Source organism: Bartonella sp. SL317 (assembly GCF_059687655.1).
Genome location: NZ_CM185144.1, coordinates 545,559 through 560,743, shown reverse-complemented (window position 1 = coordinate 560,743; position 15,185 = coordinate 545,559). Strand labels below are relative to the sequence as shown.

Genomic DNA, 15,185 nt, shown 5'->3' with positions numbered 1-15,185 from the left:
ATTAGTTGACCACTTCTGGATCTGTTCTATATTCACTAACAATAAAGCCAAGAGGGTTTATCAGGCGGTTTTGCACAGAGATAGGGGCGTTGATATATTCAAAGGTGAGGGTTGAAACCCAGTGGGTGATGCGTTCTTTATTGGTTTCGTCATCACGCACGGTTTTGTAGTAACGTACTTGAGCAACATCTTGATTGATAAAGGAGATTGATTTTATAGAGATTGTAACGTTGGCATGTTTGTAGATGATTTGTGGGCTTTGAGGGTTTTTTGCGCCATACCAGCTGGCAAATCTTTGTTGCTCTTCGGGAGAAGAGAGCAGAGAGACGGTTTCGTAGTTGTTTTGTATTTCTTCTGCGGTGAAACCTTCACGTGAGCGGACATATTTTGCGGCAAAATAGCGTGTGATGGCTTCGTCCACATTGGTGGGAGCTTCTTTTAAGGCTTCTACGACCTCTGTAATGCCGGTTGAATTGTCGACACGGATGACAAAGGGCTCCACGGTTTTAAGGGGTGTGAGGGTGATGACCGCCAGCGAGGACATGAGCGCAACGATGACGGCAATGCCGGCAATGGTGAGTGAGGCGCGGGTGGTGCGCCGTGCTGCGAGCATGCGGTCTTGATCAAAGGAGCGTGCTTCAGCGATGTATTGTTCGAGGTCTTTTTCTTTCATGCTTTTTGCCCGCAGTCTTTATAGGATTTGAGTTCTTCATCGGTTAGTTTTTGTGCCAGAAGCGTTTCAAGTGTGCCCTCTTTTAAGGGTGTGTTGTGACTGATGATGATGGGGGTGGGTGTGGGTTTTTTCCCTTCCCAATTCCACATGGACCGGTTGAGTGGGCGTTTAGAATAGCCATCACACTTTGGAAGTGACTTCATTGTGTGTGATGAAGACATACAGCCACTGAGAAAGAGAAATGGTAAAATGACCCCAATTTTTTTAAACATTTTTCCGTTTCCTTTATTTTATTAGACTTAATATTGCTAGGGCTTTCTGTTCCATCTTCTCCCTACGTTCTTGTGCACGCTGTTTTGCCCTTTGATATGCTTTGAAGGGAGCTTTGACTGCGTCGACACCTGCTTTGGTTGAGCCTGTAAGAGCTGCTCCCCCAGAAGCTAAAGCCGATGCGATTTCTGGCAATTTGTAAAAGAGAAGAATACCACAACAGCTAATACCTAAAAATTGAACTAAGGAAACGATCATATCCGGAACACTTTTTGAAAGGAGGTTTGTTGCAAGATGGATATATAAACCACCGAGTATGACGACTAATACCTGAAGTATGATGAAGTTTGCTGTTTGATTTAACCATGCTTCTGTAAATCTTCGTGTTGCTGAAAACATATAGAGGCTTATAAAGAGGGGTCCTACTGATAGAACAAGAAATAAACCAATCTTCGCAAATATGGAGACGAAAAAACCAACGCCACAAAAAAGAGCAGAAATGCCTAAGCAGAAAAGACCCGCAAGCCAATAGACAGCAAATGTAAATGTATGTTCTTTGTTGGCTGCCTCAAAAACGTGTGCAGCAGCTTGGCCTAGCATATTATCCCATACATTTTTATCTGAGTTTGCTGCTCCTTGTGTGACATTGGCAATGGCATTCGGCAGATCATTGAAAAATATATCCCTAACCCACTCATTATAAAGAGCAGCATTTGTGGCCAGTGCAACAATGATGCCCAGTTTGAAAGTTGTCACTATAAATTCCCACAAAGGCATGGAAGAACGCCCATAGATGATGTTGTACCCTATAAATATAATGTAAATGGTACAAGACAGCTTAAGCGGAGTACCTAAGCTTGATGAAAGATGGGTAATGGTTTTATTCATTACCTCTGTAAGAGGATCCATTAATCCTTTGTCTATAGTGGTAAATATTTTATAGTCTGCCATTATTTTCCCCATCCCTTTGCAATATGTGGGTTTCGTGTTCTATACGAATTCCATTTTTTATGCTTTAATTACTGTCCTGTTGACTTTCAGACTGTTCTTTCATTTTTTTCTTATCATCATTTTTATGAAATTGCTTTAGATAGTCATCAAGATCTTCATCCTGAAGTTCTAATATTGCTTTTGTTAAGTTTTCACAATTTTTTGAAGTTCCTGTCCACCCACATTTACGTCTCCATTCATCGCGTAAATTTTTATCTTTTTTAAATTCTGCGATGCTATAGGTTTTTTCACAACCCGCAGCAATAAGCCCTGTGCAAAGCAGTAATGTTGTTATGAGAACTTTATTCATCAATCTTTCCCCTTTTTCCTTTCAGTTTTACGCGGTTTGAGCACAATTTAAAAATTGTGCTGGTTATCGGTTTTTCATAACCGGTGATGATAAATTTAGGGCAGAGACATAATCTTGCCATAAATCTATTATAGAGTACAAAAAGCTCTTTAAGTTGAGCAGCTAAAGCGCAATAGAAGTGCGTCATGGTTTTATCCATTGTTTTAGTAAGGGGCTTCATTAACATAGTGTCTATATCAGTGAATATGCCTTTGCTTTCTACAGCCATTTAGATGCTCCGCTATTTATCATATGGGTTCGCGTTCCATACAAAATCGAATTTTTATGCTTTAATTACTGTTCTGTTGATTTTCAGACTGTTCTTTCATTTTTTTCTTATCATCATTTTTACGATATTTATTTAGATAGTTATCAAAATTTTCTTGACGCACTTGCTCTATTGCTTTGTCTAAATTTTTACAATTTTGTGAAGTTCCTGTCCATCCACACTTACGTCTCCATTCATCGCGTAAATTTTTATCTTTTTTAAATTCTGCGACGCTATAGGTTTTTTCACATCCAGCAGCGATAAGCCCTGTGCAAAGCAGTAATGTTGTTATGAGAACTTTATTCATCAATCTTTCCCCTTTTTCCTTTCAGTTTTACGAGGTTTGAGCACAATTTTTAAATTGTGCTGGTTATCGGTTTTTCATAACCGGTGATGATAAATTTAGGGCAGTGACATAATCTTGCCATAAATCTATTATAGAGTACAAAAGGCTCTTTAAGTTGAGCAGCTAAAGCGCAATAGAAGTGCGTCATGGTTTTATCCATTGTTTTAGTAAGGGGCTTCATTAACATAGTGTCTATATCAGTGAATATGCCTTTGGTTTCTACAGCCATTTAGATGCTCCGCTATTTATCATATGGGTTCGCGTTCCATACAAAATCGAATTTTTATGCTTTAATTACTGTCCTGTTGACTTTCAGACTGTTCGTTCATTTTTTCTTATCATCATTTTTATGAAATTGTTTGAGATAGTTATCAAGATTTTCATCCTGAAGTTCTTTTGCTGCTTCTTTTAAGTTTTCACAATTTTGTGAAGTTCCTGTCCACCCACACTTACGTAGCCACTCATCGCGTAATTTTTCATCTTTTTTAAATTCTGCGACGCTATAGGTTTTTTCACATCCAGCAGCGATAAGTCCTGTGCAAAGCAGTAATGTTGTTATGAGAACTTTATTCATTGCTATTTCCCCTTTTTCCTTTCAGTTTTACGCGGTTTGAGCACAATTTTTAAATTGTGCTGGTTATCGGCTTTTCATAACCAATGATGATCAATCTAGGGCAGTGACATAATATTGCCATAAATCTACTATAAAGTGCAAAAAGCTCTTTAAGTTGAGCAGCTAAAGCGCAATAGAAATGCGTCATGGTTTTATCCATTTCCTCTGTAAGGGGTTCCATTAACATAGTGTCTATCTTAGTGAATACGCCTTTGGTTTCTACAGCCATTTAGATGCTCCGCTATTTATTGTGTCTTAATTATTATTCTATTGTTGTTCAGCTTCTCTTTTAGCGCGCTCTTCTTCTTGTTCGGCTTGTTCTCTTGCTTTTTCTTCAGCTTTTCTTTTTTCTAGTTCAGCTTTTCTTTTTTTTATTTCAGCTTGCATTCTTTGATGTTCAGCTTCCATTTCGGCTTTAGTTTTTTCCATAGCATCATGAAAACTTTTGTTCTGTTCCCTAATTCTCTCTGCAGATTTTGCTTCATATTCTTTCTGAAGTTCTAAAGCTGCTAATCTTAGGTTTTCACAGTTTTTTGAAGTACCTGTGAATCCACATTTTGCTCCCCATTCTTCCATCAACTTTGGATTTTTTTTAAATTCTGCGACGCTATAGGTTTTTTCACAGCCAGCAGCGATAAGCCCTGTGCAAAGTAGTAATGTTGTTATGAGAAGTTTATTCATTGATATTTCCCCTTTTTCCTTTCAGTTTTACGAGGTTTGAGCACAATTTTTAAATTGTGCTGGTTATCGGTTTTTCATAACCGGTGATGATAAATTGTGGCAGAGAGTTTAATTGGAGTATGCAAACCAGCTGAAAGACCGCCAATACTTTGATCCATCAGCTTTACAAGTGGATCCATGACAGCTTTATCCATTCGAGTAAAGAAAGATAGTGCGCTAATTGCCATTGCTAATTCCTTTATAATATGCAGTACTCCAATTTCTTGGAAGAACTTTCCTTTTTTTCTATAGTTTATTTTTGTTTTTGATTATCTTCAAGAAGTTCATTTGCAAGGTTATGGTAATATTCTTTACGAAGTTCAGCTGCTGCTAATCGTGCATTTTCACAATTTTTTGAGTTACCTGAGACACCACATTTCACAACCCATTCTTCCATCAATTTTTTATCTTTTTTAAATTCTGCGACGCTATAGGTTTTTTCACATCCCGCAGCGATAAGTCCCGTGCAAAGCAGTAATGTTGTTATGGTGATCTTGTTCATGATTAATGATTGCCCCCTTGTTTTTCAGCTTCTTTTTTAGCGCGCTCTTTTTCTTCTTGTTCGGCTTGTTCTTTTGCTTTTTCCTCAGCGTTTCTTTTTTCTATTGCAGCTCTCCATTTTGCAGATTCAGCTTCTCGTTTTTTAAGTTTAGCATCTCGTTCAGCTATAGCTTTTTTCATTGCTTTACGAGATTCTTCTTCTGCTTCACGCCATCTTTCTTCTGCTTTTGCTTTATATTCCTTCTGAAGTTCTAAAGCTGCTAACCTTAGGTTTTCACAATTTTTTGAAGTCCCTGTGAAGCCACATCTTGCTCCCCATTCGTCCATCAACTTTGGATTTTTTTTAAATTCTGCAACGCTATAGGTTTTTTCACATCCAGCAGCGATAAGCCCTGTGCAAAGCAGTAATGTTGTTATGGTGATCTTGTTCATGATTAATGATTGCCCCCTTGTTCTTTCGTTTTTTTCTTATCATCATTTGTAGAGCCAAAGCCTCCCCATTTTGTACGGGTTTCAAATTCAGCTTGCTCTGCGTTTTTACAATTTTTCGATTTAAGATCCCCTGATGTCAAGCATTTCACGAGTACTTCTTCCATCAGTTTTTTGTCTTTTTTTAATTCTTCTACGCTATAGGTTTTTTCACAGCCAGCAGCAATAAGCCCTGTGCAAAGCAGTAATGTTGTTATGGTGATCTTGTTCATGATTAATGATTGTCCCCTTGTTGTTCAGCTTCTCTTTTAGCGCGCTCTTTTGCTTCTTGTTCGGCTTGTTCTTTTGCTTTCTTCTCAGCTTGTTTTTCAGCTTCAGCTGATTTACGGAGATTCTCATCTATTTCTCGTTGTAGTTTTTCAAGATAAGCCCGTCCTCTTGCTTCGTTTTCAGCTCTCCGTTTTTCATATTCAGCTGCACGTTTTCCAGCTTCAGCTTCCCATTTCGCTTTATCTTCCTTTAGTTTTTTCTCCCATTCTTCTCTACGTTTACGATTTGCTTCTTCGGCTTTTTTTCGACGTTCTTTTTCAAGTTCTAATGCTGCTACTCTTAGGTTTTCACAATTTTTTGAAGTCCCTGTGAAGCCACATCTTGCTCCCCATTCGTCCATCAACTTTGGATTTTTTTTAAATTCTGCAACGCTATAGGTTTTTTCACATCCAGCAGCAATAAGTCCCGTGCAAAGCAGTAATGTTGTTATGGTGATCTTGTTCATAATTAATGATTGCCCCCTTGTTGTTCAGCTTCTCTTTTAGCGCGCTCTTTTGCTCTTCGTTCCTCTTCCGCGCGTTCTCTTGCTTCTCGTTCGGCTCTTCTTTTTTGAAGTTCAGCTTCCATTTCGGCTTTAGTTTTTTCCATAGCATCATGAAAACTTTTGTTCTGTTCCCTAATTCTCTCTGCAGATTTTGCTTCATATTCTTTCTGAAGTTCTAAAGCTGCTAATCTTAGGTTTTCACAGTTTTTTGAAGTACCTGTGAATCCACATTTTGCTCCCCATTCTTCCATCAACTTTGGATTTTTTTTAAATTCTGCGACGCTATAGGTTTTTTCACAGCCAGCAGCGATAAGCCCTGTGCAAAGCAGTAATGTTGTTATGGTGATCTTGTTCATAATTAATGATTGCCCCCTTGTTGTTCAGCTTCTTTTTTAGCGCGTTCTCTTGCTTCTCGTTCGGCTCGTAATCTATTAGTGTCAGCTTCAATTCTTTCAAGTTTAGCTTTCATTTTAGCTTTAAACTCTTCATCTATTTTGCGGTTATGTTCGTCAATTTTTGCCTGACGTTCTTTCTCAAGTTCAGCGCCTGCTACTCTTAGGTTTTCACAATTTTTTGAAGTCCCTAACCCTCCACACCTCACGACCCATTCATCAAATAATTTTTCATCTTTTTTAAATTCTGCGACGCTATAGGTTTTTTCACATCCAGCAGCGATAAGCCCTGTGCAAAGCAGTAATGTTGTTATGATGATCTTGTTCATGATTAAACCCCTCTCTTTTTCCCTTTATTGTCCACGCAGTTGTCTGGCATAATCTGCATATCGCGCTGCAAATTCTTCGTAGGCACGTTGTTCTGCCGCTCTATCTTCTGCTTGTTGAATCATGGCGGCGGCTTGCATTTGAAGGACTTGTGTTTGCAGCTTGGCTTGTATGGCTGATAATTGTGCTTGAATGCCTTGAATCTTACCAGCATCTTCAGTGTTTCCAAGTTCATCAAGAAGCTTGCTAATCTCTTTTTGTGTTTCACTGGCTTCTTCATAGACATCTTGGCCTTTGGCCGCTTGTCCTACCACGCGCTGTTCAGCTTTTTTTACTTCCTCTGCGTAAAAAGCATCCACGGCTTCTTTGGAGCCCGCACCCCCCGCGGGCTCTTTGTATTTAAGCTCTTCTTGCCATTTTTGCGCGTTTTTGCTGCTGCTGCCGCCACCTCCGCCGCCCCCCCCGCTGCCCATTGAGTGTTGAAAGTTGTTAAAGTCTGAAGGAAGGGCGCCATTGCTCCCTTGCTGGTTAAACATTTCTTTTAAACCCGAAATGTCAGGCCTGACATTTAAAGAATTGTGAAGATTCTTCATTTGGTCTAGTTGACCTTTTAATTGTTCAAGCTGTTGTTTTCCTTGCTCAAACTGCTTTAATGCTTGTTGATATTGTTCAGCCAATTTTGCCGCTGCTGTAGGATCAAAAACCACAAGGGCGAAAGAATCCGTTTTTAAGCCTAAAGAAATGGCGCAAAGCGCTGTTGCTAATAAAAGTTTCTTCATTGTTTTGACCTTTCTTGAAAAATTGGAAGCCATTTTTCTGGAGAGTCACCAACTTCATCCATAATGGTCTCTAACAGTTCAATGTTTTTCGTGGTGCCACTTAAAATGGCAATTTCATCATCAAAACCCCGTAAATTCAGCTCTGCTACAACAGAACTTTGTCCCTGCTTGATGAGAAAACGCCGCGACTCCCGGCTTAATTCTGTTTGTATGAGGTTAAATTCCCTGTCTGATAATTTAAAACCTTCTACATAATCCCCATGATTGCCCTTTTGATTGGGAAAATAAATCTGAGTAGGGCATTGCTCTATAATGGTGTGTGCTATCGTCGAATTAAGCGCATCTTTGGGAGATTGCGTGGCAAACAACATCAGCCCATTCTGTTTCCGAATGGTCTTTAGCCTATCTTGCGCAAAGGCTTTAAAGGAATCATCCTCTAGCGCTTTCCAAAACTCGTCAATGACAATGATAATACGACGACCGTCAATCAGAGACAAAATTCGATGAAATAAATACATCATTAACGGTGGACGAATTTCATCATTGTCCAAAAAATCCGTCATATCATAACCAATAAATTTGGCTTCAATGCCTATGTCATCATCTGGATTGTCAAATACCCACCCCAAGGCATTGCCTTTACACCATCGCTCTAAACGACCCGATATCCCCTCCCTGTGCGTCGTGTCAAAAAACATCTGTAGCGCCGATATGGTCCGTTGCTCTTTTGGTAATAGAGCAAGTTGGTCAACCGCAGCAGAAATATCTTGCCTTTCCGATTCACTAATATTTTGACCCTCAGAAGAAACAAGCTTGGTAATCCATTGGCGTAAAAATACCCTATCAGCGGGATTGTTATAATCTAAACCTTTCAACGGCGCTATGCCCGTTGGCTTCCCATTTTTCAAGGGCATATAGGTGCCACCACCCGCTCTGACAAAAAGCTCTGCACCACGGTCCTTATCAAAAAACACCATATTCGGATCATGCTTTTGAAGTTGCGCTAAAAGAAAATTAACAATAACCGTTTTACCAGAACCAGACGGACCACAAACAAACGTGTTGCCTAAATCACCAAAGTGAAAGTTAAAATAAAAGGGCGAACCCGCAGAGGTCTTCATTAAGGCAACCGCTGGTCCCCACACATTGCCATCTATTTTGCCAACCGGAAAAGAATGAAAAGGTGAAAGCGCCGCATAATTGCGGCTGGTTATCGCGCCAGAGCGGGTGCGATAAGCATAATTGCCCGGTAATTGTGCCCACCAAGCCGCCGCTAATCCCAAATCTTCCCGCGCAATGACAGCACCACCATCTGTTAGACGAGAACGCGCTTTGGCAAGATTGTCAGCCAATTCTTGCGGTTCATCAGCAAAAACAGCCAACGATAAATGATGCTCCCCTAAAACAAAACGATTCGATTCAAGATCATCAAGCGCATCATCTAATTCCACAATTTGTGAACCCGCACGGTCGCCAGCGTTGACCATTTGATTTTGTTTGCGACCCATAATCTGCTTGGCTGCATTCTTGCTCTTGAAAATAAAAGATTGCGTAAAAATAAACTCAAAGGGAAGCGTTAAAAGACCATCCGCCATGCCTATCCTCGTCTTGGCTGGATATTCTTTCCAGCCAAACATGCCGGCAAAACGCTGTCCCGCCTCGGTGCGTATTTCTATGATCTCTTTCCCAAAAATAAGACGATCTGAATAAACAGTCGACGCTATCGTCCCCCATGTCAGCGGGACACGTTCACGACGACCCCCTACCAATTGGTGGATAAACTCATTTTGTTGCGAATAAATAGTGCCTTCATGCTCATAAAGACTAAGCCTTCTGGCGCCATAACGCTCTAAATTTTGAATAAGATCTGTCGTAATATCTTCAAGCTTGCGAATCGATTCCGCATCAACTTCTGTCTTTTCTCGTTTGGCTTTGCCTAAACGCTTGAAAAATTCCGCTAATTTATCCGTCTTATCAACATGCGGATTCCACAAAACCGAAAGATAAAGATCATTGCGATATAATTCTTGAGAAACCATCCGGTCACGGTATTTATCATCCAATTGCTTGGCAAATGCCGAGCGAAAAGTGCCATCCGGATAAACAGTCTCACGCTTTCGGATAATATGGCTGTAAAGAGCAATACGCTCATCCGCAACGTTTTTAAAAAGATTATTAAGCTGTTCGTGAAGAACATTTAGATCAATAATATCCGCTGTTTCAAAGTTAATGCCCTCAAGAGCAACGACGCTCATGAGAGCACGCGAATCAAGCGCAATGATATGTTTGTTTACATGACGAACATAAGGAATAATCGCCTCTGGCTGCTTTTCACGTTTGCGCTCTATCGTTTTCATTATAATTCCTCATAATTACGAAGTAATCGTAATGGAGAAATACTTCCCCCACCCCATAACTTAGAATTCCTGGCAAAAAGATGAGTCTTTTGCCATGTCAGAAGAATACGAAATTTATTGTGGTCGTTTTTAAGAATTTCCTTAAAAATAAAATGTATCGCTACACCAACGGTGAGAAGAAAAATATTGCCTGACATAATAAACAATATCATCGACCCCATCCCATTTAACCCCATTGCTTCCACCGTTACACCCGCAATCATGGCAGGGCGCGTGCAAGCAAGAAATAACGTATCCTCTGTTAGCTTGTCTTGCTCTTTCATGGCTTTGAAAGGCTAAATTTTAATTGGAAATCATTGATACAATTTGCGATGCACCCATAACAATGCCGATGCCAACACAAACAAAAAATGCTTTGCGCATTTCAACATAACCAGCAATCCATGCAAGACCAATACCCGCAACCGCAATGGTCGCTATCGATCTTGCAATTGATCCTGTTAAAGCTGAGATTACTTTTTTAAGCGCATCGTCGATTTTGCCAAAACCATCGGCAAATGCTGGCTCACTGAGTGCCATGAAGGCAATAAAAAGCATTAAGGCTGTTGTTAACCATTTCTTTTGTGTGTTGGAAAAGGCTAATTTTGATAAAGTACGATTCTTCGTAAAATGATGATTTATTTTTAGCATGGAAATTTCCCCGCGTGTTAAAGTAAAAAATTGCTTTGTAAGATGCGTTCATTGATGAACGAATTATTTATGTTTTTTATGAAAAGCCCCCGCTCTATGTTTAAGTTAATTATAAAATTAATCGTTAAAATATTAATTGGGAATCATATAAACGAAAAAAATATTTTTTTCTATTAATAAATTAACAATATTTAATCTTTTTTCAGTAAACAAACAATAAAATACAGTAATATTCAAAATGATAATTTTTAAATATCGTCAATCAGTACTGAAATATTTGCTCTTAATCTCTATTATTATTTTAGGATACTTTTATTTTAGCAAAAATTTTGAAAACATTGTTCAAAATTATTTCTTTCAAGGATTGGAAAAATCTGTTCAAAGTTCGAAGTCAAAATTTATAGACAACAAAAACCAACAGGATGTCACGTTGCACCAAGAGCCATTGCACCAAGGGCCATTGAATCAGGAACCATTGGCAGCACAATTGGCAGCACAGTTTTATGAAGAAAATGTTCCCGTTTATTCCGGTGCTATACAGGTCACAAGTGGTGTTACCTTTAAAATGATTACCCCAACAGATGATGAGTGGAGAAAAAGGATCATCCGTGATATCCGCCTCTATGGTGTGGAAACTTGTGAAATGCGGCAATTTGCCACCCGCAATGGGATTAAGTGGCCCTGTGGGGCTTTTGTCACGGCGTGGCTTGTCTCAAAAACGATCGATAAAAATGTTACGTGCCGGCAATCCCGTGTCATTCAACAAATTCATTATGCACAATGTTTTGTCGATGGGGTTGATCTTGCACGTTTAGGGCTGGCAGAAGGGTTGATGGTTTTGACAAAAGATCAGCATAATTTTCCATCCCCAGCAGATTATAAAAACTTACAATTAACGGCTCAAAAAGAACAAATTGGCTTGTGGTCGAGCCAATTTCAACAACCAGAAGAGTGGAGAAGAGATCACGGGAGCTATAATCCCATTGATCATAATTGATTAAGAATCCTCTCAAAGAGCATTCAAAATGAAGACAATATTCCACAATGATTTTCAACGGGAGCCTTAACAGGTAAAAGTTGACCACAAGCCCCATAAATCTTGATGGACAACCCTCGTCATGGAAAATTGTTGTGTTTGGAAAATTATTTGTGTTTAAAGTTTGCTTACGTGTATAGGTTGTTTACTACAGCGCTCTATGCGCGCGCGTTCCCTTCTCTATAGGTTGTTTTGCTTCGCTGTTATGATAGGTTGTATTGCTATAAAAAGCAGTTATTTGAAATCGTTACCATATTGAAAAACTTTTTTTAATATAACCTGTCGCCTTGACATGCTTTTTTCAAAGTGAGGGAAATATAATGGCAAAAAAACCAACTTCTAGAACAGAAGGGTTTCTAAAATACCTATACGGCGAGTTAAATTCCTTAATGCTCCCTAATTTAATTTATCGTTGCTAATTCTGCAAGAAACATTTTGTAGAAAAGGGGTGTTTTTTTGCCTTTAAGAAAGAAGGTATAATAATGATCCTCTTATGCCCTAAACACCGTCATTGAAGGTGGTGATATAAGGTCATATAATCTTTTTACACGTTCAGTCTTTTAATATAGTAAAAAATAGACAAGGCAGGATTTACTTGTGCAACCTTATGTAAATCAATCCCATAAATGATCGGCAGGTGCAATATACTAAGAGCAGTTGAGACTTGTTTACAAACAGATGAGGAAGAGAAGCTGGGTTTTTTGAGATGAGATGATCAAGATTAAGAAAGGCTCTGAAAGATGGATCGATGAGCATCATATAGAATATAGAAAATTAGCAGAAACGGTTGAAATGGGTTTGAGAAGTCGGGGACAACTCATTGGATTGGCTAAAAAATTAGAGAGGGCCGGTTTTATACGAGAGACAGAAGGTAAACTTCTTTTTACTTTGTTGGGAACAGTACATTTATTTATAAAAGGTGGCGTTCTTATCTTTTTTTTACAGGAATAAATGATTAGGATTTGACGTTATCGGGATTGAAATTAAACGCAGTGAAAGGCGTGTGTTCATCGATTGCCTTCATGACCCTTATGACTTTTGCTTTTATTGTTATGCAAGGGGGTATTGGGGGTATTGTCATGCGGGATTTTGGTAACTTTAAATGCTATTTCGTCGCGAAGCCGTGGGTTATGGAATTATAGCAGCTTGCGGTGTTGATTTGCGTATTCTTGTTGCGCGGGTATCATGAACTTCAACAAAAAAGTTGATGAAGTCTTAGAGGCTCAGGAAAAACAAAAGGATGCTTTGCCTTGTTTTCAAGGATTGGTCCGGCAAATCAAAGCCTCTTATGCTTTAATTGCAGCTACACCATTTACATCATTGCTTTTTTCTAGAATGCAAAAGATTATTGCAATTGTTGGCTGGCCGGCCAAAGCTTCGGTGGAAAAACTGCACAAAGAAATTCGTCTTTTTCAGTGGATTTTAGAGAGATTTTTAAAGCAAAAAACATCAAAAACAAGATACAGGCATTTCGCCGAAAAAATGCACATAGAATATACAATCCCTAGGCTCAATTGTAATTGTAATAAAAATGAGTGTTCAGAAAAATTTGAACACAATCAAATCAACAACATGACCTACGGTCATAAAAAAATAGCTTATGAAAAAATAGAACATGGCAAAACTGAAGATACCTTACCTTCAAAACACACTAAATTGCTTCAAATAAACCCAGAATTTTTAGCTGAGGCATGGCCTAATGTTGCTATGTTTATGAAACATGGGTTGCTGTGTGAAAAGTATTGAAGCGGTTTTATGGAATTTTTAGCTCAAATGAAGGGGATTTTTTCTCAAGAGTTTAAGGAAGCTTAAAAAAAACGAAAGAAGTGCTTTCTTTTATTGTAAAAGAAAGCACTTCGGGGGGGATTACACACATAACATCACATATTTTACTCTAAAAAGCGGTCTTTTTTATCTTTTTTCCACAAAAAATAAGTTGCAAGTCCGAGAATGGGAACACTCAACTTGGCAAAAGGGAGATGTTGACTGAGAACAGCAAGGCTGGAAACGGTCGCATCTGTCATGAGTTTATGGCGTTGTTCTTCGGTCTTTTTTTGTTGGTTATAGCGTTGATAAGCCTTGAGAACACGGTTGATGATAAACGCTAATCCTGCAAGAAAAAGCCAAATTAAAAACATGATACTGGCGGCGGCAAGGGGTGTCATAACAGAACATAAGGCAATAAAACCGATGATACATAAAAAAAGTAAAGCCATGAAAAATGAAATGCCAATAACCCCACAGCAAATGGCTTGAAGGCGCACTTGTTTAACAGTGCTTTTAAGCCCTCCACCGACAAGATGGTTTAAAAGAGGAGCAATAAACTTATGCATTGCTTAACGACGCAGTAATTGAGAAAGAATAAAACCAACGCCTGCGGCAAACAAAACACTTTTGCCAGGATTTTTGCGAACGCATTCATTCATCGTTTGTTCAAGATCACTGATTTTATCTTTTGCTTGAGACATGATGTCTTCACTGCTTTCTTTGGCTGAGTGATACAGTTTTTCTGCTTTGTCTTTGGCTACATTGAATTTTTTTGAACCAAGATCTGTCAGTGTTGAAGCCATCCCTGAAATTTCATGGCGTAACGTTTCTAATTGTCCCTGTAGATCTTTTTGTAGGTCTTTTTCTGCGTCTGTTTTATTGTTTTGTGTTTTTTTGTTATTATTCATGATATTCTTTCCCTCTCTGGATATATTTGTGTTGGTGTGTTCAGCGTAATTATTTGCATTGGAGTAAAAAATTTACTGCTGGGGTAACGCCAAAAGTTTTTTTTGGTTCCCTTCGTTTTGGGCAATTTAAAACTGTTTTTTTATAAAATAAATTTTATCGATCACTCGGCCTATAAAGAGGAGCTCTGTCCTTTAAAGAATCGCATCTATTGAAATTGTTTTAGGCACTTGAATAGGAGTACCATTTTTCAGCTTCTCATGGTGCCGTTTTTTTTATAAAAGGTTTCTCAAAGATATCTTGAGGCTTGAGCCATGAGAAGCAAAGCCTCTCAAGATGTAGAGGTGCTTATAGCTTTTTATGATTTAATAAAAAAATCCATATCCAAAGGTTTTCTAAAAGAGATATGAAAAGGCCAACGAGGACGATTCATAAAGTATAAGCCGTCTTCATAAGGCATTGCTGCGCAAGGTAAATATTGTGATGAGGGATAATTATTATGACGGGGTTGGATGGTGGTTGAAGGCTTAAAAGACGATAAATGCGTGCTTTTTTCCATTATATCACTCATGCTCGATGCTATGAAATGGGGCGGATTGATGCTGTGAAACGGGGTGTGATTTCGTCACAAGATTTTCTTGAAAAAAAGGTCCATTGAGATTTATTTGTAAGATGTATGTCAGTAAAAAAACACCATTGTAGTGAGATTTTTGCAGAAGAAATTTTGAAAGAAAAGTGAAGTTATTTTGAGGCTTTTGTAGCAAAAAATATGCGTCTCTCTTATGCATTTGAGGTCTTAAATGAGCGCTTTTATTAAGGAAAAATCACACAGAATCCCTTTAAGAATAAGAAGATGCAAAGAAAAATGTGTTATGGCTGCTGTTTGGCAAAGTGTTTTATCAAAAATCTGAGATATTTTTCCAATCTATTGCTGGTCTGCTGGTCAGTTTTTAATTTT

General features: G+C 38.7%; 25 protein-coding genes and 1 pseudogene. 3 read left to right on the top strand and 23 right to left on the bottom strand.

Translation table 11 applies throughout. From position 1 onward, the window contains the following. Position 1: 1 nt before the first annotated feature. The 21 genes and pseudogenes from AC6ER9_RS02750 to AC6ER9_RS02650 form a co-directional block, all read right to left on the bottom strand. Positions 2-673: a VirB8 family type IV secretion system protein gene (locus AC6ER9_RS02750; protein ID WP_497074898.1), complete on the bottom strand. Its 672-nt coding sequence runs from the start codon at positions 671-673 to the stop codon at positions 2-4. Beyond that, a complete protein-coding gene (locus AC6ER9_RS02745; RefSeq protein ID WP_497074897.1) occupies positions 670-945 on the bottom strand; it encodes a type IV secretion protein VblB7 in 276 nt (91 codons plus the stop codon). Before AC6ER9_RS02745 ends, AC6ER9_RS02750 begins: the two co-directional genes overlap by 4 nt. Positions 946-958: 13 nt before the next feature. Further along, a complete protein-coding gene (locus tag AC6ER9_RS02740; protein WP_497074896.1) occupies positions 959-1,894 on the bottom strand; it encodes a TrbL/VirB6 family protein in 936 nt (311 codons plus the stop codon). 64 nt (positions 1,895-1,958) lie between these two features. Next, a complete protein-coding gene (locus AC6ER9_RS02735) occupies positions 1,959-2,243 on the bottom strand; it encodes an EexN family lipoprotein (RefSeq protein ID WP_497074895.1) in 285 nt (94 codons plus the stop codon). Further along, positions 2,236-2,511 (bottom strand): hypothetical protein, encoded by a 276-nt coding sequence (locus AC6ER9_RS02730; protein WP_497074894.1) that lies wholly within the window; start codon positions 2,509-2,511, stop codon positions 2,236-2,238. Before AC6ER9_RS02730 ends, AC6ER9_RS02735 begins: the two co-directional genes overlap by 8 nt. Positions 2,512-2,572: 61 nt before the next feature. After that, complete coding sequence (locus tag AC6ER9_RS02725) at positions 2,573-2,857, bottom strand: EexN family lipoprotein (protein ID WP_497074893.1); 285 nt, start codon at positions 2,855-2,857, stop codon at positions 2,573-2,575. 49 nt (positions 2,858-2,906) lie between these two features. Then, complete coding sequence (locus tag AC6ER9_RS02720) at positions 2,907-3,125, bottom strand: hypothetical protein (RefSeq protein ID WP_497074892.1); 219 nt, start codon at positions 3,123-3,125, stop codon at positions 2,907-2,909. A gap of 96 nt (positions 3,126-3,221) precedes the next feature. Further along, positions 3,222-3,470 carry an EexN family lipoprotein gene (locus AC6ER9_RS02715; RefSeq protein ID WP_497074891.1) on the bottom strand — a complete coding sequence of 83 codons (249 nt, stop codon included), beginning with the start codon at positions 3,468-3,470 and terminating at the stop codon, positions 3,222-3,224. Between the two features lie 49 nt (positions 3,471-3,519). Next, a complete protein-coding gene (locus AC6ER9_RS02710; RefSeq protein WP_497074890.1) occupies positions 3,520-3,738 on the bottom strand; it encodes a hypothetical protein in 219 nt (72 codons plus the stop codon). Between the two features lie 38 nt (positions 3,739-3,776). Beyond that, positions 3,777-4,190: an EexN family lipoprotein gene (locus tag AC6ER9_RS02705; RefSeq protein WP_497074889.1), complete on the bottom strand. Its 414-nt coding sequence runs from the start codon at positions 4,188-4,190 to the stop codon at positions 3,777-3,779. A 74-nt stretch (positions 4,191-4,264) separates the two neighbouring features. Continuing rightward, positions 4,265-4,417: a hypothetical protein gene (locus tag AC6ER9_RS02700; RefSeq protein ID WP_497074888.1), complete on the bottom strand. Its 153-nt coding sequence runs from the start codon at positions 4,415-4,417 to the stop codon at positions 4,265-4,267. Between the two features lie 74 nt (positions 4,418-4,491). Beyond that, a pseudogene (locus tag AC6ER9_RS02695) lies at positions 4,492-4,731 on the bottom strand (EexN family lipoprotein); the annotation flags it as partial. A 2-nt stretch (positions 4,732-4,733) separates the two neighbouring features. Next, a complete protein-coding gene (locus tag AC6ER9_RS02690) occupies positions 4,734-5,162 on the bottom strand; it encodes an EexN family lipoprotein (RefSeq protein WP_497074887.1) in 429 nt (142 codons plus the stop codon). A gap of 2 nt (positions 5,163-5,164) precedes the next feature. Next, positions 5,165-5,431 (bottom strand): EexN family lipoprotein, encoded by a 267-nt coding sequence (locus AC6ER9_RS02685; RefSeq protein WP_497074886.1) that lies wholly within the window; start codon positions 5,429-5,431, stop codon positions 5,165-5,167. Positions 5,432-5,433: 2 nt separating this feature from the next. Beyond that, entirely contained in the window at positions 5,434-5,934 is a 501-nt protein-coding gene (locus tag AC6ER9_RS02680; RefSeq protein ID WP_497074885.1) for an EexN family lipoprotein, read from the bottom strand. 2 nt (positions 5,935-5,936) lie between these two features. After that, complete coding sequence (locus AC6ER9_RS02675) at positions 5,937-6,329, bottom strand: EexN family lipoprotein (protein WP_497074884.1); 393 nt, start codon at positions 6,327-6,329, stop codon at positions 5,937-5,939. A gap of 2 nt (positions 6,330-6,331) precedes the next feature. After that, positions 6,332-6,694: an EexN family lipoprotein gene (locus AC6ER9_RS02670; RefSeq protein ID WP_497074883.1), complete on the bottom strand. Its 363-nt coding sequence runs from the start codon at positions 6,692-6,694 to the stop codon at positions 6,332-6,334. A 24-nt stretch (positions 6,695-6,718) separates the two neighbouring features. Next, positions 6,719-7,471, bottom strand: a complete 753-nt coding sequence (locus AC6ER9_RS02665) for a TrbJ/VirB5 family protein (RefSeq protein ID WP_497074882.1) — start codon at positions 7,469-7,471, stop codon at positions 6,719-6,721. Then, on the bottom strand, positions 7,468-9,828 hold the full coding sequence (locus tag AC6ER9_RS02660; protein ID WP_497074881.1) for a VirB4 family type IV secretion/conjugal transfer ATPase: 2,361 nt from the start codon (positions 9,826-9,828) through the stop codon (positions 7,468-7,470). Before AC6ER9_RS02660 ends, AC6ER9_RS02665 begins: the two co-directional genes overlap by 4 nt. Further along, positions 9,828-10,151 carry a VirB3 family type IV secretion system protein gene (locus AC6ER9_RS02655; protein ID WP_497074880.1) on the bottom strand — a complete coding sequence of 108 codons (324 nt, stop codon included), beginning with the start codon at positions 10,149-10,151 and terminating at the stop codon, positions 9,828-9,830. Before AC6ER9_RS02655 ends, AC6ER9_RS02660 begins: the two co-directional genes overlap by 1 nt. 19 nt (positions 10,152-10,170) lie before the next feature. Further along, on the bottom strand, positions 10,171-10,518 hold the full coding sequence (locus AC6ER9_RS02650; protein WP_497074879.1) for a TrbC/VirB2 family protein: 348 nt from the start codon (positions 10,516-10,518) through the stop codon (positions 10,171-10,173). Between the two features lie 238 nt (positions 10,519-10,756). On the opposite strand from AC6ER9_RS02650, the gene AC6ER9_RS02645 reads away from it, so the two are divergent. From AC6ER9_RS02645 to AC6ER9_RS02635, 3 genes are all read left to right on the top strand, one after another. After that, a complete protein-coding gene (locus AC6ER9_RS02645; protein WP_497074878.1) occupies positions 10,757-11,515 on the top strand; it encodes a nuclease in 759 nt (252 codons plus the stop codon). 750 nt (positions 11,516-12,265) lie between these two features. Further along, positions 12,266-12,505 (top strand): hypothetical protein, encoded by a 240-nt coding sequence (locus AC6ER9_RS02640; protein WP_497074877.1) that lies wholly within the window; start codon positions 12,266-12,268, stop codon positions 12,503-12,505. Positions 12,506-12,739: 234 nt separating this feature from the next. Then, the gene (locus AC6ER9_RS02635) at positions 12,740-13,300 is read left to right on the top strand and encodes a hypothetical protein (RefSeq protein ID WP_497074876.1); all 561 of its coding nucleotides are present in this window, start codon (positions 12,740-12,742) and stop codon (positions 13,298-13,300) included. Positions 13,301-13,443: 143 nt separating this feature from the next. Here the strand turns inward: AC6ER9_RS02635 and AC6ER9_RS02630 are convergent, their stop codons facing one another. Both AC6ER9_RS02630 and AC6ER9_RS02625 read right to left on the bottom strand, forming a co-directional pair. Beyond that, positions 13,444-13,887 carry a hypothetical protein gene (locus AC6ER9_RS02630; protein ID WP_497074875.1) on the bottom strand — a complete coding sequence of 148 codons (444 nt, stop codon included), beginning with the start codon at positions 13,885-13,887 and terminating at the stop codon, positions 13,444-13,446. A gap of 3 nt (positions 13,888-13,890) precedes the next feature. Further along, positions 13,891-14,229 carry an ElaB/YgaM/YqjD family protein gene (locus AC6ER9_RS02625; RefSeq protein WP_497074874.1) on the bottom strand — a complete coding sequence of 113 codons (339 nt, stop codon included), beginning with the start codon at positions 14,227-14,229 and terminating at the stop codon, positions 13,891-13,893. Between the last annotated feature and the right edge of the window lie 956 nt (positions 14,230-15,185).

Coding starts and splice junctions, on each gene's coding strand:
- AC6ER9_RS02680 (WP_497074885.1), bottom strand. CDS start 5,934: ATGAACAAGATCACCATAACAACATTACTGCTTTGCACGGGACTTATT.
- AC6ER9_RS02660 (WP_497074881.1), bottom strand. CDS start 9,828: ATGAAAACGATAGAGCGCAAACGTGAAAAGCAGCCAGAGGCGATTATT.
- AC6ER9_RS02670 (WP_497074883.1), bottom strand. CDS start 6,694: ATGAACAAGATCATCATAACAACATTACTGCTTTGCACAGGGCTTATC.
- AC6ER9_RS02745 (WP_497074897.1), bottom strand. CDS start 945: ATGTTTAAAAAAATTGGGGTCATTTTACCATTTCTCTTTCTCAGTGGC.
- AC6ER9_RS02750 (WP_497074898.1), bottom strand. CDS start 673: ATGAAAGAAAAAGACCTCGAACAATACATCGCTGAAGCACGCTCCTTT.
- AC6ER9_RS02730 (WP_497074894.1), bottom strand. CDS start 2,511: ATGGCTGTAGAAAGCAAAGGCATATTCACTGATATAGACACTATGTTA.
- AC6ER9_RS02705 (WP_497074889.1), bottom strand. CDS start 4,190: ATGAATAAACTTCTCATAACAACATTACTACTTTGCACAGGGCTTATC.
- AC6ER9_RS02640 (WP_497074877.1), top strand. CDS start 12,266: ATGATCAAGATTAAGAAAGGCTCTGAAAGATGGATCGATGAGCATCAT.
- AC6ER9_RS02725 (WP_497074893.1), bottom strand. CDS start 2,857: ATGAATAAAGTTCTCATAACAACATTACTGCTTTGCACAGGGCTTATC.
- AC6ER9_RS02710 (WP_497074890.1), bottom strand. CDS start 3,738: ATGGCTGTAGAAACCAAAGGCGTATTCACTAAGATAGACACTATGTTA.
- AC6ER9_RS02720 (WP_497074892.1), bottom strand. CDS start 3,125: ATGGCTGTAGAAACCAAAGGCATATTCACTGATATAGACACTATGTTA.
- AC6ER9_RS02715 (WP_497074891.1), bottom strand. CDS start 3,470: ATGAATAAAGTTCTCATAACAACATTACTGCTTTGCACAGGACTTATC.
- AC6ER9_RS02690 (WP_497074887.1), bottom strand. CDS start 5,162: ATGAACAAGATCACCATAACAACATTACTGCTTTGCACAGGGCTTATC.
- AC6ER9_RS02650 (WP_497074879.1), bottom strand. CDS start 10,518: ATGCTAAAAATAAATCATCATTTTACGAAGAATCGTACTTTATCAAAA.
- AC6ER9_RS02630 (WP_497074875.1), bottom strand. CDS start 13,887: ATGCATAAGTTTATTGCTCCTCTTTTAAACCATCTTGTCGGTGGAGGG.
- AC6ER9_RS02675 (WP_497074884.1), bottom strand. CDS start 6,329: ATGAACAAGATCACCATAACAACATTACTGCTTTGCACAGGGCTTATC.
- AC6ER9_RS02735 (WP_497074895.1), bottom strand. CDS start 2,243: ATGAATAAAGTTCTCATAACAACATTACTGCTTTGCACAGGGCTTATT.
- AC6ER9_RS02700 (WP_497074888.1), bottom strand. CDS start 4,417: ATGGCAATTAGCGCACTATCTTTCTTTACTCGAATGGATAAAGCTGTC.
- AC6ER9_RS02740 (WP_497074896.1), bottom strand. CDS start 1,894: ATGGCAGACTATAAAATATTTACCACTATAGACAAAGGATTAATGGAT.
- AC6ER9_RS02625 (WP_497074874.1), bottom strand. CDS start 14,229: ATGAATAATAACAAAAAAACACAAAACAATAAAACAGACGCAGAAAAA.
- AC6ER9_RS02635 (WP_497074876.1), top strand. CDS start 12,740: ATGAACTTCAACAAAAAAGTTGATGAAGTCTTAGAGGCTCAGGAAAAA.
- AC6ER9_RS02645 (WP_497074878.1), top strand. CDS start 10,757: ATGATAATTTTTAAATATCGTCAATCAGTACTGAAATATTTGCTCTTA.
- AC6ER9_RS02685 (WP_497074886.1), bottom strand. CDS start 5,431: ATGAACAAGATCACCATAACAACATTACTGCTTTGCACAGGGCTTATT.
- AC6ER9_RS02655 (WP_497074880.1), bottom strand. CDS start 10,151: ATGAAAGAGCAAGACAAGCTAACAGAGGATACGTTATTTCTTGCTTGC.
- AC6ER9_RS02665 (WP_497074882.1), bottom strand. CDS start 7,471: ATGAAGAAACTTTTATTAGCAACAGCGCTTTGCGCCATTTCTTTAGGC.